Raw genomic sequence first — 23,077 nt, 5'->3', positions numbered from 1 at the left:
CACGCGACCGTCAGCCACGCACCGGCACCGTGCCGTCGAGCGAGTCGCCGACGAGGGTGAGCGTGAAGCCCTCGTCCTCGATGGCATCGTCGTCGAAGGCGATGATGGTCGCGCGCGGAGCCATGTCCATCGTGCACATCTTCTCGGGGTCGGTGGCGAAGGTCACCGTTCCCGTGTTGCCGGCCCCCTCGACGCTGTCGACCACGGGCGGGCAGCCTGACGAGCCCCAGGTGAGCAGCACGAGCGACGAGTCATCGAACCACCCCGCCGACGGCGTGTACTCGGTGGACGACCCCGGCATCGCGCCGAAGGCGGTGTCGCCGTCCAGGTCGACATCGTCCTGGAGGTCGCCGTACGTCACCTGCAGCGTGACGTCCTTCGTCGGGTCGACGCCCTCGGGCAGTGCGCCCACGCTCGCACGCGGAGCCATGTCGGCGGTGCAGACCTCGTCGGCATCGGAGTCGATGAGCGTCACGGAGACGTTCTGCCCGTCGGCCGTCACCTCGTCGACCCGCGGGATGCAAGAGGACGAGCCCCATGAGACGACGGCGAACAGACGGCCGTCGTCGAGGATCGTGCCTTCCATGTCGTCGAACTCGTCCGAGGCCCCCGGGCCCGCGGAGGGGTCTGACGTGGTGTCGCCGGCTCCCGCGCCCGGCCCCCTGGTGCACCCGGCGAGCAGGATCGCGACGGCGAAGACGGACAGCGTTGCGGTGACGAGCCGGGGAGAGGACATGTCCCCAGGCTAGCCATTGCGAAATGATCGCCGGAGGCCCGTTGACGAAGTGCGGCCCAGTCGTTACTGCAGTGCGGAGGTGAGGCGGGCGAGGTTGTCGAGCACCGTCGACCTCAGCGGCTGTTGCAGCCACTCCTCCAGCGTGAGCTCGCGGCTGAGGGAGCGGTATTCGTCTTCGACCCCGCGCATCTCGGAGACGAACTCCTCACCCCGCACGAGCATCGACACCTCGAGGTTGAGACCGAACGAGCGCATGTCCATGTTGCTCGACCCGATCACCGCGACCTGGTCGTCGATCGTGAGGCTCTTGGTGTGCAGGATGAACGGCTTGCGATACATCCAGATGCGCACGCCCGCCCGCAACAGCACCTCGTAGTAGCTGCGCTGGGCGTGGTAGACCATCGCCTGGTCGCCTTCTTCCGACACGAACAGCTCGACCTCGACGCCGCGGTCGACCGCCGCGGTCACGGCGAGCAGCAGCGCTTCGTCCGGCACGAAGTACGGACTGACGATCATGATCTTCTGCTTGGCGGCGTAGAGCAGGCCGAGGAAGAGGCGCAGGTTGTTCTCGACCTCGAAGCCCGGGCCCGACGGCACCACCTGGCAGTCGAGGTCGCCGGAACCGGCCTCCGCATGCGAGATGTCGATCTCCTGCAGCACCTCGTCGGTCTCGCTGTACCAGTCGCTGAGAAAGATCGCATTCACGCTCAGCACGACCGGTCCGTCGATGCGGACGATGAGGTCGACCCAGTGCAGACCCCGCTTGATGTTCTTCTTCAGGTTGTAGGTGGAGTCCGTGACGTTCTGCGACCCGAGGAAGGCGACCTTGCCGTCGACGACGAGGAGCTTGCGGTGATTGCGGAGGTCGGGGCGCTGCATCCGGCCCTTGAAAGGCTGCACCGGCAGCATGAGGTGCCAGTCGGCGCCCATGCGGTTGAGGCGCGCGATCGTGGCCCCGTACCGCGGCTTCCACCTGTTGGCCCAGTGGTCGAGCAGCACCCGCACGTGCACGCCCCGATCGGCCGCCTCCTCCATGGCGCGGAAGAAGTTGTCGGTCGATGCGTCGGACTGCAGGATGTAGAACTCGACGTGCACGTAGTCCTGCGCGGTGCGGATGGCCTCGGCCATCGCGTCGAGCGACTCCTGATATCCGCTGATCAGATGCGCGCCGTTGTCGCCCGAGATCGGCAGGGCGCCGAGCCGGTGGTTCATCTCGACCAGGGGCGGGAACCAGCTCGGCGCGTCCGGACGCAGCGTGCCGAAGTGCAGGTGCTCGCTGGTCTCGGCGATGTACTCGTTGATCTGATCCTGTTTGCGCCGTCGGGCGCGCGGCAACCGCGGATTCCCGATGAGGATGAAGAGGAAGACGCCGACGAACGGGATGAAGAACACCGCGAGCAGCCACGCCATGGCTGCGGTCGGGCGGCGGTTCCGCGGGATGACGATGATCGCGGTGATGCGGATTGCGAGGTCCAGCACCAGGAGGAAGGCGGTGATCCACCAGGCCCAGGTCTCCGTGGTCATCGCTCCCTCTCCGCCCGCGGCGCGGATCGCGGGGGGCGGATGCTGAACCCGCCGTCTCCGCTACACAGTAGCCGACCGGTCAGACGTCGCTCACGGGCGCGGGGGCAGCCCACGTGCGGCGCGCTCCTCGGCCTCGATGCGCGCGTGAACCTTGCGCTCGGTGCGGTCGAACCGCAGGATTCCGCGGAGCACGAAGAAGAACACCACGCTCACCCCGACGGTCGGGAGGATCGACCAGGCGACCGCGAGCCAGAAATTCTCCATCCCTCCATGGTACGCGAGCCACTGCTCCTGCACATTCGCGGGTTCCCAGGGATCCCCCGGTCCCGCTGTGGAATCGCGCGTTGGAGCACCGAGGCTCGACCACACTCGCCCCATGACCACCGTGCTCCGCGCCTCCAGCTCCTCCGAATTCCTCCGCCTCGTCCCACCCCTCGCCGGCTTCACCCCTCGCGAGAGCATGGTCGTGGTGCCCTTCCAGGCCACCCGCACTTCGGGCGCGATGAGGCTCGATCTCCCCCGAGACGAGGTCGACCTCGACGCGTACGCCGACACGGCGATCGCGCTCGTCTCGCGGGTGGAGAGGACGGATGCCGTGGCCCTCGTCGTCTACACGGACGACGCGGCGCAGGTCACGAGGGACGGCGTGGTGCTCCCGTTCTCGGTCGAGGTCGACGTGGTGCTCGGCCGCGCGGCGGACGCGGGCCTGCAGATCGTCGACGCCCTCTGCGTCACCCCCTCCGGGTGGGGCAGCTTCCTCGTCGATGAGCCGTCGCTCGAGCCTGTCGCGGACCAGCCGGCCCCTCTGATCCCCGGCATCGGCGATGTCTCAGGCGACCAGTCCGCCGGCACGGACCTCCCGTCCACGGACTTCGCGGAGCGCGAGCGCGTCGGACGTGCGCTGCACGAGATCACGACTCTGCTCGACCGAGACCCCTCCCGCGGTCTCTCCGGCAGCAACGACCCGCAGGCGCTCGCCGCGATCCTGCTGCTCGACGATGTGCCGGTGTTCTTCGAGTCCGTGCTCGCCGCGGGCGGCAGCCTGCCGCCCTTCGTCACCGCCGCCCTGCTCTGGTGCCTCGACCGCCCCCTGCTGAGAGACGTCGCGATCACCCAGTGGGCGACCGACATCGTCGACGGGATCCGTACTCTCGACGCGCAGCTGGAGTTCTCCGCCGCACGGACGCCCGTGCCCGACGACCTCGGCGAGGTGTTCCTCGGCCACGGTCCTCGGCCCGATCTCGACCGCCTCGAACAGGCCCTGGCCGTCGTCCGGGCGGCGGCGGCACGAGCGCCTCGCGCATCGAGACCGGGACCGCTCACGGCGGCGGCCTGGCTGTCGTGGGCGCTCGGTCGATCCAGTCACGCGGGCAGGTACCTCGAAATGGTCAGGGAGATCGATCCGCAGTACGGGCTCGCCGCGCTCTTGGAGACCATGATCGGCGCCGCACTCCTCCCGGAGTGGGCGTTCCGTCGTGAGACGACAGCCTGAGACCCGGCTGTCGTGAACGTCCTACTTGACCAGCGGGAAGAGGATCGTCTCGCGGATGCCGAGACCGGTGATCGCCATGAGGAGGCGGTCGATCCCCATGCCCATGCCACCCGACGGCGGCATGCCGTGCTCGAGCGCACGCAGGAACTCCTCGTCGACCGGCATCGCCTCGACGTCGCCGCGCGCAGCCAGCTTCGCCTGCTCCACGAAGCGCTCGCGCTGGATGACGGGGTCGACGAGCTCGGAGTAGCCCGTCGCGAGCTCGAAGCCTCGGATGTAGAGGTCCCACTTCTCCACGACGCCCTCGACCGAGCGATGCTCGCGAACGAGCGGCGATGTGTCGACCGGGAAGTCCATCACGAAGGTCGGCCGCACGAGGTCGGGCTTCACGAAGTGCTCCCAGAGCTCCTCGACCAGCTTGCCGTGCGTGGCCTGCGCCGGGAGGTCGACACCGTTCTGCTCGGCGAAGGCGATCAGGTCCTCGACCGCGTCCTGCGGGGTGACTGCGCGGCCGGACGCCGTCGAGAGCGACTCGTACATCGAGATGCGGTCCCACTCGCCTCCGAGGTCGTACTCGGTGCCGTCGGCCCACGTCACCGTCGTCGAGCCGGAGACGGCGACGGCCGCCTGCTGGACGAGCTCCTGCGTCAGCTCGGCCATCTGCCGGTAGTCGCCGTACGCCTGGTAGGCCTCGAGCATCGCGAACTCCGGGCTGTGCGTGGAATCGGCGCCCTCGTTGCGGAAGTTCCGGTTGATCTCGTAGACCCGCTCGATGCCGCCGACCACGGCGCGCTTGAGGTACAGCTCCGGCGCGATGCGCAGGTACAGCTCGGTGTCGAACGCGTTGGAGTGCGTCACGAACGGACGAGCCGACGCGCCGCCGTGCTGCACCTGCAGCATCGGCGTCTCGACCTCGAGGTAGTCGTGCCCGGCGAAAGTCGCACGCAGGCTGGCGTTGACCGCAGCGCGTGCACGCACGGTGGTCCGCGCCTGCTCACGCACGATGAGGTCGAGATAGCGGCTGCGCACGCGGCCCTCTTCGCTCAGCTCCGCGTAGGCGTTGGGCAGCGGGAGGATCGCCTTCGACGCGATCGCCCACCCGTCGGCCATGATCGACAGCTCTCCGCGGCGGCTGGAGATGACCTCGCCATGCACGAAGACGTGGTCGCCGAGGTCGACGTACTCCTTCCAGTCGGCGAGAGACTCTTCGCCGACGTTCGCGAGCGAGATCATCGCCTGGATGCGCGACCCGTCGCCCGCCTGCAGCGTTGCGAAGCAGAGCTTGCCGGTGTTGCGGCTGAACACCACACGTCCGGCCACCCCGGCGAGGACTCCGGTCTCGGCACCCGCTTCGAGGTCGCCGTACTCCGCGCGCAGCGCCGGAATGGTGTGCGTCACCGGCACTCCGACCGGAAAGGCTCCACCTCCGGCATCCGCGCGCTGGGCGATCAGTCGCTCGCGCTTGGCGAGGCGCACGGCCTTCTGCTCGTGCACGTCCTCGTCGGTGGCGTCGGTGGTCTGCTCGGGCGCGGCGGACGCGTCAGTCATTCGGGGCTCCTCGGAAAGTCGCATCCAGTCTACCGAGGCGCGCGGAGCGCTTCGGAGCCGCTCGATCTCGGCGGATCGGAGCGCTCGTGGGTAGCCTCGAAGCATGGCAGCCACCCGCTACGCCCCCGCTCTCGCCGCGATCGTTCTGAGCGGCACGGTCGCGCTCGCGCCGGCACCCGCTGCCTCGGCCTCGGTTCCGGCAGCCGCCGCGCAATCCGTCCCCGCCGCGGTCGGCGCCGATGTCGACGACTTCTCCTACGCCTCCTGGGACGCCCGCTACGAGGTCGGGCTGGACGCGGAGGGGCGTTCCCGCATGCACGTCACCGAGACATTGACGGCGCGTTTCCCCGACGCAGACCAGAACCGCGGCATCGTGCGAGGCCTGCCGACGAGCTACGAGAACGCCCGCATCGATCCGCGAGTCGTCTCGGTCACCGACGAGGATGGTGCGGCCGTTCCGTACGAGACGGACGAAGACGACGGCGTGCTGTACATCCTCACGGGCGACGACGACTTCGTCCGGGGGCTGACGACGTACGTCATCGAATATGAGATGCAAGACGTCATGCTCGCGGCCGACAACGGAGCGGACGAGTTCTATTGGGATCTTCTCCCGTTCGACAGCACGCAGCCGATCGAGTCGTTCCGTGCCGAGATCGTCTTCGACCGCACGCTTTCCGACCGCCTCTCCGGAGACGCCCGCTGCTACCTGGGAGCCTCGGGGTCGCGCGACGAGTGCGCATTCCTCCCCGGCTCCGACGCATCATCGTTCCGCATCGAGCAGGACTCCCTCGCCGCCGGCGAAGGAGTCACCGTCGCCGTCGGTTTCGCCTCGGGGACGGTGACGCAGCCGACCGCGCGGCAACCGGATCCCGTCACCGACGTGGCTCCGGCGATCGCGGGAGTCGGCGCGATCGGACTCTCGATCGGCAGCTGGTTCGCGGTGGCGGCGTTCCGCCGCAGGCGGCGGCGAGCGACGGGCATCATCGTCGCCCAGTACGACGTCCCCGATTCGATGCCGCCGCTGCTCGCCGCAGCGATCATCCCCGGCGCGAAAAACCCCGTGCCGGCCGAGATCGTCCACCTCGCCGTCCGCGGCACCCTGCGCATCGAGGAGGGTGCGGATGCCGAGCAACCGCGTCTCCGTCGCCTCCCCGGAGCGCGAATCCCCGATCACCTCGATGTCGAAGCCCTCGACGCCCTCTTCGCCGAGGCGGATGCCGACGGCGTGGCCGACCTGCCGTCGTCCAGCGAGGCTTTCGCCGCGCGCATGACCGCTCTCACCGGGAGCGGCACGGCCGAAGCCGCCGCGCGGGGGCTGACGACGAGGGCGCGTAGTCGCGGCGCCGTCATCCTGCAGTCGATCGCGCTCGCGCTGGTCCTGGCCGGCTTCGCCATCGGGCTGTCCGGCCTCATCTCCGGCCGCATCACGGCCATCCCCGCGTTCGTCGCCGTAGCCTTCGGCGTCGTGCTCGTCCTGATCTCGAGCTTCTACGCCTTCTCGACGCACGCAGTGCTCACGCCTGCCGGAGCGCGCGAGCACGAGTACCTCCAGGGCGTCAGGGAGTTCGTCCGCGTCGCCGAGGCCGACCGTCTGCAGATGCTGCAGTCGTACTCGGGGGCCGACCGCCGGCAGGAAGGCGGCGCCGATGTGGTGGTCGTGTACGAGCGACTGCTCCCCTACGCGATGCTCTTCGGCATGGAGGCCGAGTGGGGCGCCGTGCTCGAGAACGCCTACGCCTCTGCGCAGCGCGGGGCCGGCTGGATCGGCGACCCCGGCTCGCCCTTCTTCCACGCCCAGCTCGCCGCCTTCACCGCCACCTCGCACGCCGCGGCGAGCTACTCGGCCCCCAGCGCGAGCAGTTCGTCGAGCTCAGGTGGATCGTTCGGCGGAGGCTTCGCGGGCGGCGGTGGCGGCGGCGGGTTCTCCGGCGGTCGCTGACGACGGTTGATCGGTCAGAGCAGCGGTGGCGTGCCCGAGGCATCGCGCAGGGCACGCTCGACCGTCGACTGCACGAGCGCCGACAGGAAGCCACCCGCGTTGTCGACGCCGATCTCGCTCAATCGCGCGGTCGACTGCGCGATGATCGATCGGGAGAACTCGGTCGCCGTCTGGATCGCATCGGCATAGGCCGCACGATCGCCCTCGGCGATGACGACCGGTTCGCAGCCCATCTCGACGGCGAGCGCCTGCGCGATCGGAAGCACGGCGGACGGTGCGGTCACCGCCGCGTAGCCGGCCTGCAGCTGACGCAGATCGATCGATGTGCCGGTGAACGTGATGGCCGGGTGCACCGCCAGCGGGATCGCCCCGCGCTCCGCCGCCGGGCGCAGGACCTCGATCCCGTGACCGGGGTCGGTATGCAGCACGAGCTGACCGATCTGCCAGCCGCCGACCTCGGCGATGCCGGCCACCAGCGACGGCAGCTCGTCGTGAGGCACGGCGAGCACCACGAGCTCGCTGCGACGAACCACCTCGAGAGCATCGAGGACAGGGACGCCCGGCAGCACCGCCGAGGCGCGGTCGTCGTCGGATCCGCTGGTGATGCCGGTGACGGCGTGGCCAGCGCCCGCGAGCGCCGCCCCGATCACCGGACCCACGCGCCCTGCACCGATCACTCCGACGCCGAGTCGTCCGTCGCGGTTCGCGGAATCACTCACCGGTCGGAGCCGGGGGTGCGGGCGGCACCGGAGGCGCCGGCGGTGCGGGCGGGGCGGCGGGAGCAGCGGGAGGCTGCCCCACGGGTGGCGGCGCGACCGGCGGCACCGGCGGCTGCCCCACGGGTGGCGACGCGACCGGCGGCACCGGCGGCTGCCCCACGGGTGGCGACGCGACCGGCGGTACTGGCGGCCGCCCCACGGGCGGCGGCGCGACCGGCGGCTGCCCCGCGGGCGGAGCCGGCGGCTCAGTCGCCGCACGACCCGCTCCGTCGAGATCCGCCACGGCTGCGGCATCCGCAGCGTCGTACTCCCCCCAGCGATGGGTGTGGTCCATAGCGGCTGCCCTCGCGGCCGCCGCGCTGACGCCGTCGAGCAGGAACAGGGCATCGGTCATCTCGAGAGCCGAGATGTATCCCGTGATGACCCCCTGCACCGAGTGGATCTGGGCACCTGAGACCCGCTGCGCACGGTCGATCGGGCCCTGGGAGAGCGAGACGCCCTGCAGGCGCGCGAGCGGGAAGATCGCGAGCTTGCGCCAGAGAACACCGCGGCGCAGCAGCAGTCCGAAGTCGGACAGGAAGTAGCCCTGCCGCTTCCACGACAGCGGGCGCCGCCACCAGGCGCGGCCGGGCATGGTGCGGTACGGGTCGCCGTCAGCGGGACCCAGGATGCCGTGCTCCCACACCAGCGGGATGTCGGAGACCGGAGCGTCAGGCAGCACCAGCGCCAGCACCCGTTCGACGTCGGCGCGCTTGCCCACCGGCAGGACGACGTTGAACTGCTGGGCGCTGCCCGACTGCTGCTGCGCCGCGCTCTTGCCGCTCATGCGGTTGATGCGGATCGTCCACCACCCGAACGGGCGCCACAGCAGCGACTGCGACACCTCGACCGCGAAGATGCGGCCGGGGGGAAGCGTCTCGGTCACCGTCGTCAGCAGGCCGTAGGTGATGCGCACACCGTCGGGTGTCGGTGCGATCGAGTACCGCAGCGACTTCGAGATCTGCGCCCAGGTGATTCCGATCACGGCGATCACGAGCGGGATCCCCATGCCGAGACCGAGACCGAGACCGATGAGGTCGCCCAGGGGGTCGCCGTCGAGAACGGATCCGATGAGGATGCCGCCGATCGCGACGAGGAAGATGACGCCGAAGAACACCAGCCACAGCACGCTCGAGATGAGCTGCGCCCCGACGAGGCGTCCTGTCGGGATCTTGACGACGCTCTCCGGCTCGACGTCGGCCAGGTCGACACCGCCGATGAGTCCGTTGACGCCGTCGTTCATCGATCCGACGAGCTGTGCGCGGGCCGAACCCGGCGCGGTCGGCGTCGCGCCCGCGGCATCCCCGTTCGCGCCGTCGGCACCGGGCACCCGGGCCGCGCCGGCGACCGCCGACTGCCGGGCGGCTCGCGCGCCGGACGCGAGGCGAAGGATGTCGGCGCGCACCGATTCGGCGCGCGCCGTGGCGAGGTACTCGAGCTCGACGTTGGAGTCGGTGCCGGCACCGACCACCTCGAGCTTCGCGAGACCGATGATCCGCGCCGGGAACGGACGAGTGAGGTTGACGCCCTGCACCCGGTCGAGCGGGGCGCGGCGGTGCGAGCGGAAGACGATGCCCTTGCGCACCTCGACGTGATCGCCGGTGATCCGGAACTGCTGGAACCGCCAGACCAGCCAGAAGACGGCCACGAGCACTGCCGCGAGTCCGAGCACGCTCAGCAGCACCACGAGGATCAGGTTGTTGGCGAGCACCCATTCGACGGGGTCTCCCCCGCCGTACTGGTCGTAGTGCGCCTCTTCAGGCGTGAACAGGTCGACGAACCAGGCGATGAGACGGTCGCGGAGGTTCGCGACCGCGATTCCGGCGACGATGATGAGCGCCAGCCCACCCTTGAAGAGCGGGGTGAGCGGATGCATCCGGTGCCACTCGCCGTCAGCGAGGGTCGTCGAATCGCCGCGCCGTGGCGGCGTCGGTGTCGTGACTCCGGGCGGCGGCAGCTGCGGCTCGCTCACAGGCCGGTCCGGCGGGTCTCGGCGACCTCGATCAGCGTGTCGCGCAGCGCTTCAGCGGCGGCCTGCGTGAGCCCGGGGATCTGCACGCCGGTGGTCGCCGCCGCGGTCACCATCTTCAACTGCGTCACTCCGAACGCGCGGTCGAGCGGCCCCTGGGTGATGTCGACGAGCTGCATGCGACCGTATGGCACGGCGATCATGCGCTGCCACAGGATGCCCTTGCGGAACACGATGTCGTCGTCGCGCAGCATGTAGCCGATCGCCTTCGCCTGACGCGGGAGGATGATCAGGGTGATCAGAGTGATCACGACGATCACGCCGGCAGGGATCCACGCCCAGGTCTGGTGCAGCACGAGTGCCAGCGCCGCGGCGATGGCGACGATGACGGCGATGAAGATCACGTTCTGCACGATCTGCGACACGACATAGCGCGGCGAGATCTGGTGCCAGGCGCCGTCGAGTTCGAGGCGGGCCTCGCTGCGCACCGTTCGCAGCTGCGTATAGGTGCCGGCGTCGAGGGCCGCGCGGTCAGTGACCTCCGCCGAGTTCAGCGGGGCCGGGGTCCCCGGCTCGGTCTCTGGGCTCTGAGTCATCAGGATCCTTCGGCAGGGTGCAGAACTGTTCGGCGACGAGTGCAGCGATCGCGAGCACGATCGCACTCCCGATCAGCGCCAGCATCGCCACAGTCGACCCTACCGGGGGATCAACGGGCCGCGACAGGAGGAAGACGAGCAGCCCGGCTCCGAACCCGGCCATGATCGCGCCGAGCAGGCTGGAGGCCCTCGCGAGGGTCACGGCCCGCGTCGCACGGAACGGGTCGATGCGTGCGCCGCTGCGCACGCTCGCGCGCACCGGCCAGGCGACCGACAGCGCGGCGGCCGCGATGAGGAGGAGGAGCAGCGGAAGGAGGAGCGACGGGGTGAACGTGACCCGCCCCATCACCGTGAGCACATGATCGAGCAGGAAGCCCGCCCCGGTCGCGAGCAGCGCGAGAACGAGGAGGACTCCGATCGACGTGCGCCTCATCCGTCGCCCCTCTCGCGCAGAGCGGCAGCGACGTCCGCGACCCGGCCACGCCCGGGCAGCACCGCATCGGGGTCGAGGTCGAGCCACGGGTCGAGCACGAAGAGCCGCTCGGCGGCACGCGGATGCGGGAGCAGCATCGCCTCGGCATCCGATGTCTCGTCGCCGTAGGCGATCAGGTCGAGGTCGAGGGTGCGGTCGCCCCATCGCTCGTGGCGTTCGCGCCCGTTCTCCTCCTCGATGGCGTGCAGCATGCCCAACAGCACCGACGGAGCGAGGCGCGTCGTGACCAGCGCGACGGCGTTCACATACGCCGGGGCCTCGGGATCCGGGCCGTCGACCCGCACCGCGACGGTCTCGTGCAACGGCGAGAGCTGCACCTCCGACACCAGGGGCAGGCGGGCGATGCGCGCGGCGGCCGCACGGATCGTCTCCTCCCGCTCGCCGAGATTCGCTCCGAGCGCGACGACCGCGACGGTCTCGGGTCGGGAAGGCCGAGGGCCGGGCAGATTCGGCGGCATGGTCAGGGTGCGGCTCATGGAGAGACCTCCTCGGCGGAGAGCGTCCGCGTGCGGCGCACGGTCACGGAGACGTCGGCGAAGGACAGCGGGATGGGGGCGTGCGGCTTGTGCACCGTCACGGTCGCCGCGCGCACGCGCCGGTCGTCGAGCGCGACGTCGGCGATGCGCTCGGCGAGGGTCTCGATCAGGTTCACCGGCTCTCCGCCGACGACGTCGGCGATCCTCTCGGCCAGCTCGCCGTAGTGCACGGTGTCGGCGACGTCGTCGGATGCCGCAGCGTCGCGCAGCGGCATCGAGAGCCGCACGTCGATCGTAAACTCCTGGCCGTTCTCCCGTTCGTGGTCGTACACGCCGTGACGGCCGAACACCGTGAGCCCGGTCAGGGCGATCTCGTCGATGATGTCCATACGGTCAACCCTCCCAGGCACGCGCGATCGCGAGAGCGTCGCGGGTGGCGGCAACGTGGTGGACGCGGACGGCCCAGGCCCCGGCGTGCATCGCGAGGGCGCTGGTCACGGCAGTGGCGAGGTCACGGCGTTCTTCGCTCACGCCCCCCTCCGGGTCGTCCGGCAGGGACTCGGCGAGGAACCTCTTGCGCGACGTGCCGACGAGCACACGCGGACCGAGCGCGACGATCTCGTCGAGACCGCGCAGTACCTCCCAGTTCTGGGCGCCCGCCTTGGCGAAGCCGATGCCGGGGTCCAGGATGATCCGTGACGGCGCGATGCCCGCCGCGGCTGCCTCGCCCATTCGCTCCTGCAGCTCGCCCGCGACCTCGCGGGCGACGCGGTGATACTCGGCGCGGGCGTACATGTCGTCGGAGAATCCGCGCCAGTGACCGATCGCGTAGTCGGCTCCGGATGCCGCGACGACATCGCGCATGTCGGGGTCGGCGAGTCCGCCGGAGACGTCGTTGACGATGCGCGCGCCGGCCCGCACGGCGGCGTCGGCCGTCGCGGCGTTGAGCGTGTCGATGCTGACCGGGGCTCCGGCCGCGACGAGTCGTTCGATGACGGGGATCACGCGCTGCTGCTCGGCCTCGGCGCCCACGCGCTCCGCGCCGGGCCTGGTCGATTCGCCGCCGACGTCGAGCACCGCGGCACCATCGGCTCGGAGCCGCAGGCCGTGCTCGACCGCGCGATCCACATCGAGGTAGCGACCGCCGTCGCTGAACGAATCAGGCGTCACATTGACGATGCCCCAGATACCGGTCATCCGCGCGATGACCCGGTCGATGCGCCGATCAGGGCGATGAGCTCGGCGCGGGCGACGGCGTCGGTGTACTCGCCGCGGGCCGCGATCGTCAGGGTCGAGGCCTCGGGCTGGCGGCCGCCGCGCATCGTCACGCAGCCATGGCTCGCGTCGAGCACCACCAGCACCCCGCGCGAATCGAGGTTGTCGGCGATGACATCGGCGATCTGCTCGCCGAGCCGCTCCTGCACCTGAGGACGCGTCGCGAGGATCTCCACGACCCGCACGAGGGCGCCGAGTCCGACGACCTGCTCGCCGGGGAGGTAGGCGATGTGGGCGTGGCCGGCGAACGGGAGCAGGTGATGCTCGCACACCGACCGGAACCGGATGTCGCGGAGCAGCACCGCTCCCGAGGGGAGGGTGTCAGGCGCCGGGCCGCGCGAGACGCTGATGGTGCGCGCGAGGGGTGCCGCGGCATCCTCTCCGACACCGGCGAAGAACTCCGAGTACAGGTCGGCCATGCGCGCCGGCGTCTGGCGGAGCCCGGGTCGATCAGGGTCCTCCCCGATCGCCTCGAGGAGCTCACGCGTGAGCCGCTCGATCCGCGTCCTGTCGACGCTCACGATCAGGCCGTCGCTGGGCGCGGACTGGTCGCGGTCGACGGTCCCTGCTGCGTGCGGGGCGCGACGGCGGGTTCTTCGACGGATGCCGCGACCGGCACGACCTTCTTCGGCACCTCGATCGGCGGGACGTCCGACACGGGGCGGTCGTCGCTCGACAGCCAGAGGGGACGCTCCGGGAGCTTGCGCACCTCGGTGAAGATCTCCGCGATCTGGTTGTGATCGAGGGTCTCCTCCTCGAGCAGCGCCAGGGCGAGGCGGTCGAGGATGTCGCGGTTGTCGCTGATCACCCGGTAGGCCTCGTCGTGCGCCTGCTCGATGAGTGCGCGCACCTCGGTGTCGACGCGCTGGGCGATCGACTCGGAGTACTCGCGTCCGCGGCCCATGTCGCGGCCGGCGAACGGCTCACCGCCCTCGGCGCCGAGCTTGACCGGACCGAGCTCGGTCGTCATGCCGTATTCGAGCACCATCTTGCGGGCGATGGAGGTCGCCTTCTCGATGTCGTTCGACGCGCCTGTGGTCGGGTCGTGGAAGATGATCTCCTCCGCGACGCGGCCACCCATGGCGTACGTGAGCTGGTCCTGCAGCTCGTTGCGGGTCACCGAGTACTTGTCGTCGAGCGGCAGCACCATGGTGTAGCCGAGCGCCTTGCCCCGGGGCAGGATGGTGATCTTCGTCACCGGGTCGGTGTAGTTCATGGCGGCGGCGGCGAGCGCGTGGCCGCCCTCGTGGTACGCCGTGATCAGCCGCTCGCGATCCTTCATGACGCGGGTGCGACGCTGCGGACCGGCGATGACGCGGTCGATCGCCTCGTCGAGCGCCCGATTGTCGACGAGCTGAGCATTCGAGCGAGCCGTGAGCAGCGCGGCCTCGTTGAGCACGTTGGCGAGGTCGGCACCGGTGAACCCGGGGGTCTTGCGGGCCACGACCTCGAGGTCGACGCTCTTCGCGAGCGGCTTGCCCTTGCTGTGCACCTCGAGGATCTTCTGCCGACCCTTGAGGTCAGGGGCGTCGACGCCGATCTGACGGTCGAAGCGTCCGGGCCGGAGCAGAGCGGGGTCGAGGATGTCGGGGCGGTTCGTCGCCGCGATGACGATCACGTTCGCGTTCGGGTCGAAGCCGTCCATCTCGACGAGCATCTGGTTGAGCGTCTGCTCTCGCTCGTCGTTCCCGCCGCCCATGCCCGCGCCGCGGTGGCGTCCGACCGCATCGATCTCGTCGATGAAGATGATGGCCGGCGAGTTCTCCTTGGCCTGGTTGAACAGGTCGCGGACGCGCGAGGCGCCGACGCCGACGAACATCTCGACGAAGTCCGATCCCGAGATCGAGTAGAACGGTGCCCCTGCTTCGCCCGCCACGGCCCGTGCGAGCAGCGTCTTTCCCGTTCCGGGAGGGCCGTACAGCAGCACGCCCTTCGGGATGCGAGCGCCGATGGCCTGGAACTTCGCCGGATCCTGGAGGAACTCCTTGATCTCGTGCAGCTCCTCGATCGCCTCGTCGGCACCGGCCACGTCGGCGAAGGTCACCGTCGGGGTCTCCTTGCTCACCAGCTTGGCCTTGGACTTGCCGAACTGCATGACCTTGCCGCCGCCGCCCTGCATCGACGACAGCAGCCACCAGAACAGCAGACCGAGCAGCACGAGCGGGAGGAGGAGCGAGAGGATGCCGTCGAACCATGTCGCGCGCGGAACGCTGTCGTTGAAGCCGTCCTTCGGGTCGGCCGCGTTGATCGCGGTGACGACCTCGTCGGCCCGGGCCTCGACGTAGTAGAACTGGACGTTCTCGCTGCCCTCGAACGCCTTCGACAGGGTCATGTCGACGCGCTGGTCGCCGTCGGTCGTGACGACCTCGGTCACCGTGTCGCCCGCGAGCAGCGTCAGCCCCTCCTGGGTGGTGATCTGCTTGGGGGCGCCGAGGTTCGAGATCAGCAGGAAGCCGCCGAACAGCAGCAGTCCGATCAGGGCGATGTAGATCAGCGGGTTCCGCGTGAGCTTCTTGACATCCATGGTCGGATCAGCGTATCGCGCACGCCCTAGGTGACCGCTGTGCGTTCACCCACGGCGTACGGCTTCTCAGGAGTACACGTGGGGCGCGAGCACCGCGACGTCACGCAGGTTGCGGTAGCGCTCGTCGTAGTCGAGCCCGTAGCCGACGACGAAGTCGGTGGGGATGTCGAAGCCGACGTACTTGCAGTCGATGTGCACCTTGGCCGCCTCGGGCTTGCGGAGCAGCGCGAGCACCTCGATCGACGCCGCTCCGCGCGAGCCGAAGTTCTCGAGCAGCCAGCTGAGCGTGAGTCCCGAATCGATGATGTCCTCGACGATCAGCACGTGCTTGCCGTTCAGGTCGGTGTCGAGGTCCTTGCGGATCTGCACCACGCCGCTCGACTTCGTGCTCGCGCCGTAGCTCGACACGGCCATCCAGTCCATCGGGGCGTGGAAGGGCAGCGCCCTGGCGAAGTCGGCCATCACCATCACGGCGCCCTTGAGGACGCCGACGAGGATGAGGTCCTTGCCGTCGTAGTCGGCAGCCACCTGAGCGGCGAGCTCGTCGAGCTTCGCGACGATCTCCTCCTCGGTGACGAGGATCTGTGCAAGGTCGTCCTGGATCTCGGCGGCGCGCATGGATCGATTTTAGGCGACGACGGCGGATGCTCAGGCCGACGGTCGTGTCCAGCCCCTCCCCTGGTGTCGTCGGTGCGCACTACCCTGGGCGGTGACACGGGCGACCGCCCCTGATGGAAGGAATCCTCATGGCTCTCGACGACATCCTGAAGCAGGTCCCGATCGACGACGTCGCCGCGAAGCTGGGCGTCTCGCACGACGAGGCCAGGGCCGCGGTCGAGCAGGGCGGCGCGGTGCTGCTCAGCGGACTCGCAAAGAACGCCTCGACGTCGGAGGGGTCGTCGGCGATCGAGAACGCCCTGAAGCGCCACCAGGGCTCGGGGAGCGCGAAGAAGGTCGACGACATCGACCAGAAGGACGGCGGCAAGATCGTCTCGCACATCCTCGGCGCAGACGAGACGAAGGTCACGAAGAAGCTCAACGAGTCGAAGGAGACGGCGGGCATCGACTTCGGCAAGCTGCTGCCCATCCTCGCCCCGATCGTGATGGGACTCATCGCGAACGCGACGAAGAGCAAGGACACCTCGTCCAGCGGCCAGCAGTCGGGCGGCGGTGGCCTCGGCGACGTGATCGGCGGGCTGCTCGGCGGCGGCGACTCGAAGTCGGGCGGCGGCGGCATCGGCGACCTGCTCGGCGGCGTGCTGGGCGGGCTCTTCGGCAAGAAGTAGCGCGCGAAGCGGAGCGGGTCAGCTCGCGGTGAAGACGATCCGGCCGCCGACGCGTCGGGCGGAGCATCCGGGCAGATCGATCGGCCCCTGACCCGCCCACTCGGTGGCCAGGCGCGCGACTTCGAGCGTCTGCACCCGGGTCAGGCTGGCTCCGAACTCGCTGTCGACCACGAGGCGGATGATGCGGTTCCGCAGCGCGGCGGGATTGGCGGCGAGGGCGGCCGCGCTCACCGAGATGCCGGCTTCGGCATGTTCGACGATGTCCTCGATCGTCTCGTGGATCATCTCGTCGAACGCCTCGGCGTCTTCGCGCAGCTGCTCGGCCGTGCGGGCGAGCGCCTCGGCGACACCCGGGCCGAGTTCGGCCTCCAGCACCGGCAGCGCCCGGTCGCGCACCCGCACCCGCGCGAAGCGGGGATCGGCGTTGTGCGGGTCGTCCCACACATCGAGAGCGGATGCCGCGCAGAACGCCCGCGTCGTCTCGCGGCGCACGCCCAGCATGGGCCGGATCCAGCGGAGGCCGTCCTCGTCGATGCGGAGGGGCGCCATCCCCTGCAGACTGGCCGCTCCCGATCCCCTGGCGAGCCCGAGCAGCACGGACTCCGCCTGATCGTCGAGCGTGTGACCGAGCAGCACGGCGACCGCTCCGGCATCCGCAGCTCCCTCGGCGAGGACGCGGTACCGGGCGTCTCGGGCGGCCGCTTCGGGTCCGCCCTCGCCGCCCACCTCGACCCGCACGACGAGCGCGCCGAGTCCGAGGGCGGCGGCGCCCTCCGCGGCACGGCGAGCGACGGCATCCGACCCGTCCTGCAAGCCGTGATCGACGGTGAGCGTCCCCGCACGCAGACCGAGCTTCGGCGCTTCGAACGCCGTCGCCGCGGCGAGCGCGAGCGAATCGGCGCCGCCGGAGAGCGCGACGACCACGGTCGACCCCTCCGGCAGGTCGGCGAGCGCGGTGCGCACGGCCAGGCGGATCTCGGCGATGGCGGGGGGAAGCGACGGCACGTTCCCACGGTAGATCACGCCGCCTGCCTCTCGCGCGGCCGGCCCTGCGCGCCCTAGTCTGGCGCCGTGGCAGACGACTCCTCGCGATTCCGACCAGAGCGCTTCAAGGCCTTCGTGGACGCGGTCGTCGCGATCGCGATGACCCTCCTTATCCTGCCGCTCATGGAGGCGGTGTCGGAGGCGGCGTCGGGCAAGCTGACGACGGCCGAGTTCTTCACGGAGCACTCGGGACAGTTGCTGAGCTTCGCACTGAGCTTCGTGCTGATCGCGACGTTCTGGATCGGTCATCACAATCAGTACCGCGACGTCGAATGGATGACCGGCCCGCTGCTGTGGATCAACGTCGCGTGGATGGTGACGATCGTGTGGCTGCCGGTGCCGACGGCGATGATCGGCCAGATGTCGACCGACGCGCTGCAGACCGTGGTCTACATCGGGACCCTGATCCTCACGCAGGTCACGACGCTCGCCGCCTGGATCTACCTGCAGAGGAACCCGGGTCTCACGACCGCGTCGCCGGCGACGCTGCGCGCTGGTGTGATCGGCGACCTGTCGGCCATCGTCCTCTTCGCGGTCGCGCTCGCGATCGCTCTGCTGCTGCCCGACCACACCTATGCCGGCCTGCTCCTGCTGCTCGCCACCGGACTCGTCACGCGTCTCATCGATCGCGGCGTCCGGCGGCGGGATGCTGCTCACGGGTAGGCTGGTCCGCGGCATCCACCCGTCTTTTCTGAGGAGCACACGCATGGGCGCACACGACGCCGTCATCGAGATTCCGCGCGGCAGCCGCGTGAAGTACGAGGTCGACCACGAGACCGGGCGAGTGCACCTCGACCGCGTGCTCTACACGACCTTCGGGTACCCGGCCGACTACGGCTACTTCGACAACACTCTCGGCGAGGACGGCGACCCGCTCGACGTGCTCGTGCTGCTCGACCACGCCATCTACCCGGGCGTCGTCGTCGAGGTGCGTCCGGTCGCCGTGCTCAAGATGAGCGATGAGGCTGGCGGAGACGACAAGCTCGTGGCCGTGCTGTCGAAGGATCCGCGCTGGGCGCACATCCAGGACATCGACGACATCGCCGAGTACACGAAGAAGGAGATCGCGCACTTCTTCGAGCACTACAAGGACCTCGAGCCGAACAAGTGGGTCAAGGTCGACGCATGGGGCGACAAGGCCGAGGCCGAGCGCATCCTCGACGAGGCGATCGCCCGTTTCGGCGAGCAGGGTCACTGACCAGCGCCGCCGCGCACGAACGTCGAAGACCCCCGGTTCCGCTCAGCGGCCGGGGGTCTTCTGCGTGATCGTGCGACCGGTCAGACGGAGATGCCCCGGTCTGCCATGAAGTTGATCGGGTTGGTGTACCCGCCGTTGATGTACACCTCGAAGTGCAGGTGGCAGCCGACGGACGCCCCGGTGTTGCCGGCGTACGCGATGACCTGGCCGGAGCTCACCCACTGTCCGCTGCGCACCGCGAAGCCGCCGTTGCGGATGTGCGCGTACCCGGTGGCGATCCCGCCGCCATGCTGGATGCGGATGTAGTTGCCGTAGTTGCCCTTGGGGCCGGCGTAATCGACCGTCCCGGACTGGGCGGCGTAGATCGCCGCGCCGCAGCCGTTCGCCAGGTCGACGCCGTAGTGATATCCGGAGCAGGCCGCGCACGGCTTGGGCCGGGGGCCGAAGCCCGCGCTGCGGTGCCCGCCCTGCGGACGGACCCATCCGCCCGATCCGGGCGAACCGCCCGTGCCGCCACCGCCGCCTCCGCCGCCACCGGAGTTCGCTGCGGCTGCGGCTGCGGCTGCCGCGGCCGCTGCCTCCTCGGCCTCGCGCCGCTTGCGCTCCTCCTCGGCGACGCGCACGCCCTCCTGGTAGCCGGCGACGGTGGTCGCGGTCTGGTCCTTGAGTGCGGCGAGCTGCGCCTGCATGGTGGCGAGGTTCGCGGACTGCTCGTCGAGGGCGGCCTGCGCCGCGGACGCTGCTTCCTGCGCGGCGATCATCTTCTGCTCGGCGACCTGCTGCAGACGATCGCGCTCGTTCCGCGCGACGACGGCCTGGTCGCTGAGCGACTGCGCGGAGTTGCGGGCGGCCACGGCGTTGTCGTACATCGTCTGGTTGTACTGGTAGACCTTGTCCATCGACCCGAGTCGGGACAACAGGTCGTCGGCGTCGTCCGCGGACTGGGAGAAGAACAGCTCGAGGGCCGTGTCGTCCCCGCCGTTGCGGTACAGCTGCGCGGCGAGCTGCGCGGCCTTGCGGTTGGCGTCATCCGCGACGACGGCCTGGGCGTCCGCCTGGGCCTGCAGCGCATCGGCGGCGGCGATCGCGTCGAAGTAGGCCTGCTGCGCCGCATCGAACTCGGCACCGGCGACCTCTGCCGCAGCCTGCGTCTCGGCGACCTTCTGCGTGAGCGACTGGATGAGTCCCTCGATACGCGTGACTTCGGACGCCTTCGCGCTCTCGTTGCTCATGGCCCGCTGCACGTCGTCCCAGCTGGGGTAGTTCGCGGCGTAGGCGGCGGACGTGGTCGCGCCGATGCCGAACGCGCTGAGCGCGACGACCCCGAGGGCGCCGAGGCCGAGGCCGAGCGCACCGCGGCGGCTCATCGCGTCCTTCGACCAGAGGGCACGCCCTTCGGCCGACGTGGGCGCGCAGCCGCAGTCGTCGGACGCCAGAAGGCCCGCATCCTGGGAGAGATGCTCGTCGTTCACTCGGCCCCTTCCGCCGGTTTCACAGATGCCACACTAACAACAACCGTCACACCTGCAACAGAGGCATGACGCGGAGGAAGACGAGGCGCGGTGTCCTCCATCGTGCTACCGAACACGCCCGGGACGACGGCGGCGCGCCCTCGATTGGCAATTTGCCGGATCGATCCCTTATGCTTGAGCGTCGGCAAGGAAGTCCCCCGGGACTGACTCGGCCCCATCGTTTAGCGGCCTAGGACGCCGCCCTTTCACGGCGGTAGCACGGGTTCGAATCCCGTTGGGGTCACTCCATCCGATACAATTGAAAACAAGTATGGCCCTGTAGCGCAGTTGGTTAGCGTGCCGCCCTGTCACGGCGGAGGTCGCGGGTTCAAGTCCCGTCAGGGTCGCTCTGTGCGATTGGTCCTTTTCTCGGAGAGGACCTTTCGTCTAGATGCGACAGGTTCGCCGGTCGCACGGCTCTGTAGCTCAGTTGGTAGAGCGCACGACTGAAAATCGTGAGGTCACGGGATCGACGCCCGTCGGAGCCACACGGACCATCATTACAGTGGTCCCAGAAACCCTCGCCTAGCTTCTACATGGCGGGGGTTTTGCTTTGCCCTGGGGAAGGTTGGTCTCCATCCGCTGTCGTTGAGCGGAGCGAGACGCAACGCGCCTCCCCTCCCGGCCGTCGAGCGAGCAGATCACTGCCTCGTGCAGGTCTTACCCACAGTTACCCTTCTAAGTGTTGGTATGCCGACGTGATGTCCACATCTCGGCTCGCAACCGCATCCCCGTCGACCCGGTCTCCAGCGACACACTCGACGGGGAGCCGCGCACCGGAGATGTCCTCAGGCACAGAGGTCGCGCGCCAGTCCGGCCCCTGCCCTACGGCAGCCCCACGTCATCCTCCAGACGGATGCCGATACCTCCCCAGCCCGACGACGCGGCCGCCCGCGCGCGCGAGGCTGGAACCATGAACGCACGAACGGCCCTCGCCGCACCCGCCCTGATCGTCGCAGGGCTGCTGTCCCTCACCGGTTGCTCCGCCTACGACAGCCTCGTCCACAAGTACGCCACCTCGACCTTCGACGACGCGGAGGCCTTCGCGAAGGATGCCGCGGTCGACGCGACCTGGGTCCCCGCCGACGCGACTGACATCACCGTGCGGACGTCGACGCTGGAGGACGCCGCGGACGCCGTGATCCTGCTCACGAGCGAATCGGCTCTGCCCGAGGAGTGCAGCGAGGTCGACCGCTTCTCGGCTCCCTCATGGGTTCTCGACGACGCACCCGACCCGTACAAGGCCAAGACGGTGTTCGTGTGCGGCGACTGGAGCGTCGTTCCGAGTGACGACGGGTGGTTCGGCTGGACTCCGAACTCGGCGGAGGAGCGCAACGCCGCGACCGCCGGCTGAGTCGAGTGTGCGCTCTGCCTGCCAACCCGAGAGCAACTCAGGTTGACATTGGGCGCGCAAGCAACGTAGGTTGACGGCATGGAATCCACCGACGTGGCAGCCCTCGCCGCCAGCACCGACGACCCCCGTGCCGGCCTGCGCGCCGTCGCGGCCCTGCGACGCCTCACCGACACGTGGGAACTGGCGCAGGTCGAGGCCGGTCTGCGCACCGGGATGTCGTGGCAGGAGGTCGCCGATGCCCTCGGCGTCACGCGCCAGGCCGTGCACAAGAAGCACGCACGCCGCATCGACCCCGCCATCCCCGTTCCCCGGAGGCACCAATGAGCAAGCTGAGCCGTGCCGCTGCGACGGCGCACACCCTCTCACTCGCCGGCATGGAGGAGGCTTCGCGGTACGGCACGCGCGATGCCGACGTCGAGCACCTGCTGCTCGCCCTCACCCTCGACGCCGGCCTCGGCGGCCAGGTCCTGCGCAGCCTCGACCTCGGACTCGACCGGGTGCGCGCCGCCGTCGACGACGAGCGCGTCGCACAACTCGCCTCGCTCGGGGTCGGCGTCGATCACGAACCCTCGGAGATCGTGTTCCACGAGACATCCGGCTACGAGTGGACATCGCAGGCTCTCGCGATTCTCAACCGGGCGAACACGCGCGGTGGAGACGGAAGTTCGCTCGCAGTGCTCCGGTCGCTGCTGGACGAACCCAGCGGGACGATCGATGCACTGCTCGGGCGCCTGGGCGTCACGGCGGCCGAGATCACCGCCACCCTCGACCAGGCCGGGAATCTGCCCGATGTCGACGCACCGTCGGCATCCGAGATCCTCCGGAAGGCGCACGATGTCTTCGTGCCCGCACCGCCGACCGAGGTCGACGCATTGGTCTCCGATCCACACCGCATCCCGGAATGGGAGCCGAGCATCGAGTCCGTCGCGCTGCGGAACGGGCTGTGGGAGGGCCGGTCGACGTCAGCCCACCCCGACGGCAGGCCGGTGGACGTCAGGGCGGGTTTCGAGCGCCAGTTGATCGAGCCGTCGGACTGCGCCGCCGACGTCGGCTGGCGCTTCTCGTACCCCGACACCGAGCACTCGAACACCCGGGTAGTGACCTTCCGGTGCGAACCGGCGGCCGGAGGCACGCAGCTTCGCATCACCGTGGCCTGGGAGCGCGGCCCGGGGAAGAATCCGCGCAGGCTGCGGTCGTTCCTGCTGCGGCCGGTGTTCCGCGTGCTGCTGTACACGCAGCTCACCCAGATCGGCAGCGGCATCACCAGGGCGTTCCGCTGAGACCCGGGTCGCAGGTGACCTCGAAGAATGGGTTCCGGCCCCCCGTACCCGATTACGGAGGACCGGAGCAG

Annotated in this window: 24 protein-coding genes and 3 tRNA genes; 11 read left to right on the top strand and 16 right to left on the bottom strand. The window is 69.6% G+C overall.

Features of this window, described 5'->3' with window-relative positions; translation table 11 throughout:
• Positions 1 to 10: 10 nt before the first annotated feature.
• From FSY98_RS11125 to FSY98_RS16730, 3 genes are all read right to left on the bottom strand, one after another.
• Positions 11 to 736, bottom strand: a complete 726-nt coding sequence (locus tag FSY98_RS11125; RefSeq protein WP_144876753.1) for a hypothetical protein — start codon at positions 734 to 736, stop codon at positions 11 to 13.
• Between the two features lie 63 nt (positions 737 to 799).
• Positions 800 to 2,260 (bottom strand): cardiolipin synthase, encoded by a 1,461-nt coding sequence (cls, locus tag FSY98_RS11120; RefSeq protein WP_144876752.1) that lies wholly within the window; start codon positions 2,258 to 2,260, stop codon positions 800 to 802.
• A gap of 90 nt (positions 2,261 to 2,350) precedes the next feature.
• Positions 2,351 to 2,524 (bottom strand): hypothetical protein, encoded by a 174-nt coding sequence (locus tag FSY98_RS16730; protein WP_186307655.1) that lies wholly within the window; start codon positions 2,522 to 2,524, stop codon positions 2,351 to 2,353.
• A gap of 112 nt (positions 2,525 to 2,636) precedes the next feature.
• Between FSY98_RS16730 and FSY98_RS11115 the strand changes: the two genes are divergently transcribed.
• Positions 2,637 to 3,752, top strand: coding sequence for a DUF4192 family protein (locus FSY98_RS11115; protein ID WP_144876751.1), 1,116 nt, complete (start codon positions 2,637 to 2,639; stop codon positions 3,750 to 3,752).
• Between the two features lie 21 nt (positions 3,753 to 3,773).
• On the opposite strand, the gene lysS is transcribed toward FSY98_RS11115, so the two are convergent.
• Positions 3,774 to 5,300, bottom strand: a complete 1,527-nt coding sequence (lysS, locus tag FSY98_RS11110) for a lysine--tRNA ligase (RefSeq protein WP_144876750.1) — start codon at positions 5,298 to 5,300, stop codon at positions 3,774 to 3,776.
• 103 nt (positions 5,301 to 5,403) lie between these two features.
• Between lysS and FSY98_RS11105 the strand changes: the two genes are divergently transcribed.
• Positions 5,404 to 7,242, top strand: a complete 1,839-nt coding sequence (locus FSY98_RS11105) for a DUF2207 domain-containing protein (RefSeq protein WP_144876749.1) — start codon at positions 5,404 to 5,406, stop codon at positions 7,240 to 7,242.
• A 14-nt stretch (positions 7,243 to 7,256) separates the two neighbouring features.
• Here the strand turns inward: FSY98_RS11105 and FSY98_RS11100 are convergent, their stop codons facing one another.
• From FSY98_RS11100 to hpt, 10 genes are all read right to left on the bottom strand, one after another.
• Positions 7,257 to 7,961 (bottom strand): DUF2520 domain-containing protein, encoded by a 705-nt coding sequence (locus FSY98_RS11100; RefSeq protein ID WP_144876748.1) that lies wholly within the window; start codon positions 7,959 to 7,961, stop codon positions 7,257 to 7,259.
• Entirely contained in the window at positions 7,954 to 9,972 is a 2,019-nt protein-coding gene (locus tag FSY98_RS11095; protein WP_260857377.1) for a PH domain-containing protein, read from the bottom strand. The genes FSY98_RS11100 and FSY98_RS11095 overlap by 8 nt, the downstream gene beginning before the upstream one ends.
• Positions 9,969 to 10,565, bottom strand: a complete 597-nt coding sequence (locus tag FSY98_RS11090) for a PH domain-containing protein (protein ID WP_144876747.1) — start codon at positions 10,563 to 10,565, stop codon at positions 9,969 to 9,971. Before FSY98_RS11090 ends, FSY98_RS11095 begins: the two co-directional genes overlap by 4 nt.
• Entirely contained in the window at positions 10,501 to 10,998 is a 498-nt protein-coding gene (locus tag FSY98_RS11085) for a DUF3180 domain-containing protein (RefSeq protein WP_144876746.1), read from the bottom strand. Before FSY98_RS11085 ends, FSY98_RS11090 begins: the two co-directional genes overlap by 65 nt.
• A complete protein-coding gene (folK, locus tag FSY98_RS11080) occupies positions 10,995 to 11,534 on the bottom strand; it encodes a 2-amino-4-hydroxy-6-hydroxymethyldihydropteridine diphosphokinase (RefSeq protein WP_144876745.1) in 540 nt (179 codons plus the stop codon). The genes FSY98_RS11085 and folK overlap by 4 nt, the downstream gene beginning before the upstream one ends.
• On the bottom strand, positions 11,531 to 11,923 hold the full coding sequence (folB, locus tag FSY98_RS11075; RefSeq protein ID WP_222119164.1) for a dihydroneopterin aldolase: 393 nt from the start codon (positions 11,921 to 11,923) through the stop codon (positions 11,531 to 11,533). Before folB ends, folK begins: the two co-directional genes overlap by 4 nt.
• A gap of 4 nt (positions 11,924 to 11,927) precedes the next feature.
• Positions 11,928 to 12,731: a dihydropteroate synthase gene (gene folP / locus FSY98_RS11070; RefSeq protein ID WP_144876744.1), complete on the bottom strand. Its 804-nt coding sequence runs from the start codon at positions 12,729 to 12,731 to the stop codon at positions 11,928 to 11,930.
• The gene (folE, locus tag FSY98_RS11065) at positions 12,728 to 13,330 is read right to left on the bottom strand and encodes a GTP cyclohydrolase I (protein WP_144876743.1); all 603 of its coding nucleotides are present in this window, start codon (positions 13,328 to 13,330) and stop codon (positions 12,728 to 12,730) included. The genes folP and folE overlap by 4 nt, the downstream gene beginning before the upstream one ends.
• 2 nt (positions 13,331 to 13,332) lie before the next feature.
• Positions 13,333 to 15,333: an ATP-dependent zinc metalloprotease FtsH gene (gene ftsH, locus FSY98_RS11060; protein ID WP_144876742.1), complete on the bottom strand. Its 2,001-nt coding sequence runs from the start codon at positions 15,331 to 15,333 to the stop codon at positions 13,333 to 13,335.
• Between the two features lie 66 nt (positions 15,334 to 15,399).
• A complete protein-coding gene (gene hpt, locus FSY98_RS11055) occupies positions 15,400 to 15,951 on the bottom strand; it encodes a hypoxanthine phosphoribosyltransferase (protein ID WP_144876741.1) in 552 nt (183 codons plus the stop codon).
• A 128-nt stretch (positions 15,952 to 16,079) separates the two neighbouring features.
• Between hpt and FSY98_RS11050 the strand changes: the two genes are divergently transcribed.
• Positions 16,080 to 16,619 (top strand): DUF937 domain-containing protein, encoded by a 540-nt coding sequence (locus tag FSY98_RS11050; RefSeq protein ID WP_144876740.1) that lies wholly within the window; start codon positions 16,080 to 16,082, stop codon positions 16,617 to 16,619.
• Positions 16,620 to 16,637: 18 nt separating this feature from the next.
• Here FSY98_RS11050 and tilS read toward each other — a convergent pair whose 3' ends face one another.
• Positions 16,638 to 17,624, bottom strand: coding sequence for a tRNA lysidine(34) synthetase TilS (gene tilS / locus FSY98_RS11045; RefSeq protein WP_144876739.1), 987 nt, complete (start codon positions 17,622 to 17,624; stop codon positions 16,638 to 16,640).
• A gap of 66 nt (positions 17,625 to 17,690) precedes the next feature.
• Between tilS and FSY98_RS11040 the strand changes: the two genes are divergently transcribed.
• Together FSY98_RS11040 and ppa are read left to right on the top strand one after the other, a co-directional pair.
• Positions 17,691 to 18,326 carry a TMEM175 family protein gene (locus FSY98_RS11040; RefSeq protein WP_260857376.1) on the top strand — a complete coding sequence of 212 codons (636 nt, stop codon included), beginning with the start codon at positions 17,691 to 17,693 and terminating at the stop codon, positions 18,324 to 18,326.
• A gap of 43 nt (positions 18,327 to 18,369) precedes the next feature.
• On the top strand, positions 18,370 to 18,861 hold the full coding sequence (ppa, locus tag FSY98_RS11035; RefSeq protein ID WP_144876738.1) for an inorganic diphosphatase: 492 nt from the start codon (positions 18,370 to 18,372) through the stop codon (positions 18,859 to 18,861).
• Between the two features lie 80 nt (positions 18,862 to 18,941).
• Here ppa and FSY98_RS11030 read toward each other — a convergent pair whose 3' ends face one another.
• Positions 18,942 to 20,333, bottom strand: coding sequence for a M23 family metallopeptidase (locus FSY98_RS11030; RefSeq protein ID WP_260857375.1), 1,392 nt, complete (start codon positions 20,331 to 20,333; stop codon positions 18,942 to 18,944).
• Between the two features lie 210 nt (positions 20,334 to 20,543).
• Between FSY98_RS11030 and FSY98_RS11025 the strand changes: the two genes are divergently transcribed.
• The 6 genes from FSY98_RS11025 (at position 20,544) to FSY98_RS11000 (ending at position 23,006) form a co-directional block, all read left to right on the top strand.
• Positions 20,544 to 20,616, top strand: a tRNA-Glu gene (locus FSY98_RS11025).
• A gap of 29 nt (positions 20,617 to 20,645) precedes the next feature.
• Positions 20,646 to 20,719 (top strand) — tRNA-Asp (locus tag FSY98_RS11020).
• A 68-nt stretch (positions 20,720 to 20,787) separates the two neighbouring features.
• Positions 20,788 to 20,860, top strand: a tRNA-Phe gene (locus FSY98_RS11015).
• 425 nt (positions 20,861 to 21,285) lie between these two features.
• Complete coding sequence (locus tag FSY98_RS11010; RefSeq protein WP_144876737.1) at positions 21,286 to 21,726, top strand: hypothetical protein; 441 nt, start codon at positions 21,286 to 21,288, stop codon at positions 21,724 to 21,726.
• A gap of 78 nt (positions 21,727 to 21,804) precedes the next feature.
• A complete protein-coding gene (locus FSY98_RS11005; protein ID WP_144876736.1) occupies positions 21,805 to 22,050 on the top strand; it encodes a hypothetical protein in 246 nt (81 codons plus the stop codon).
• Entirely contained in the window at positions 22,047 to 23,006 is a 960-nt protein-coding gene (locus tag FSY98_RS11000) for an SRPBCC family protein (RefSeq protein ID WP_144876735.1), read from the top strand. Before FSY98_RS11005 ends, FSY98_RS11000 begins: the two co-directional genes overlap by 4 nt.
• Positions 23,007 to 23,077: the final 71 nt, after the last annotated feature.

The organism is Microbacterium sp. 1.5R, assembly GCF_007667425.1.
Lineage (GTDB): Bacteria > Actinomycetota > Actinomycetes > Actinomycetales > Microbacteriaceae > Microbacterium.
This window is presented reverse-complemented; position numbering and strand designations above follow the sequence as displayed.

What these genes read in the sequence shown, in the direction of transcription:
- FSY98_RS11090 (WP_144876747.1), bottom strand. Translation starts at nt 10,565, where the DNA reads ATGACTCAGAGCCCAGAGACCGAGCCGGGGACCCCGGCCCCGCTGAAC.
- hpt (WP_144876741.1), bottom strand. Translation starts at nt 15,951, where the DNA reads ATGCGCGCCGCCGAGATCCAGGACGACCTTGCACAGATCCTCGTCACC.
- ftsH (WP_144876742.1), bottom strand. Translation starts at nt 15,333, where the DNA reads ATGGATGTCAAGAAGCTCACGCGGAACCCGCTGATCTACATCGCCCTG.
- FSY98_RS11000 (WP_144876735.1), top strand. Translation starts at nt 22,047, where the DNA reads ATGAGCAAGCTGAGCCGTGCCGCTGCGACGGCGCACACCCTCTCACTC.
- folK (WP_144876745.1), bottom strand. Translation starts at nt 11,534, where the DNA reads ATGAGCCGCACCCTGACCATGCCGCCGAATCTGCCCGGCCCTCGGCCT.
- folB (WP_222119164.1), bottom strand. Translation starts at nt 11,923, where the DNA reads ATGGACATCATCGACGAGATCGCCCTGACCGGGCTCACGGTGTTCGGC.
- FSY98_RS16730 (WP_186307655.1), bottom strand. Translation starts at nt 2,524, where the DNA reads ATGGAGAATTTCTGGCTCGCGGTCGCCTGGTCGATCCTCCCGACCGTC.
- lysS (WP_144876750.1), bottom strand. Translation starts at nt 5,300, where the DNA reads ATGACTGACGCGTCCGCCGCGCCCGAGCAGACCACCGACGCCACCGAC.
- FSY98_RS11085 (WP_144876746.1), bottom strand. Translation starts at nt 10,998, where the DNA reads ATGAGGCGCACGTCGATCGGAGTCCTCCTCGTTCTCGCGCTGCTCGCG.
- FSY98_RS11115 (WP_144876751.1), top strand. Translation starts at nt 2,637, where the DNA reads ATGACCACCGTGCTCCGCGCCTCCAGCTCCTCCGAATTCCTCCGCCTC.
- FSY98_RS11005 (WP_144876736.1), top strand. Translation starts at nt 21,805, where the DNA reads ATGGAATCCACCGACGTGGCAGCCCTCGCCGCCAGCACCGACGACCCC.
- FSY98_RS11125 (WP_144876753.1), bottom strand. Translation starts at nt 736, where the DNA reads ATGTCCTCTCCCCGGCTCGTCACCGCAACGCTGTCCGTCTTCGCCGTC.
- FSY98_RS11105 (WP_144876749.1), top strand. Translation starts at nt 5,404, where the DNA reads ATGGCAGCCACCCGCTACGCCCCCGCTCTCGCCGCGATCGTTCTGAGC.
- cls (WP_144876752.1), bottom strand. Translation starts at nt 2,260, where the DNA reads ATGACCACGGAGACCTGGGCCTGGTGGATCACCGCCTTCCTCCTGGTG.
- ppa (WP_144876738.1), top strand. Translation starts at nt 18,370, where the DNA reads ATGGGCGCACACGACGCCGTCATCGAGATTCCGCGCGGCAGCCGCGTG.
- FSY98_RS11010 (WP_144876737.1), top strand. Translation starts at nt 21,286, where the DNA reads ATGAACGCACGAACGGCCCTCGCCGCACCCGCCCTGATCGTCGCAGGG.
- FSY98_RS11050 (WP_144876740.1), top strand. Translation starts at nt 16,080, where the DNA reads ATGGCTCTCGACGACATCCTGAAGCAGGTCCCGATCGACGACGTCGCC.
- folP (WP_144876744.1), bottom strand. Translation starts at nt 12,731, where the DNA reads ATGACCGGTATCTGGGGCATCGTCAATGTGACGCCTGATTCGTTCAGC.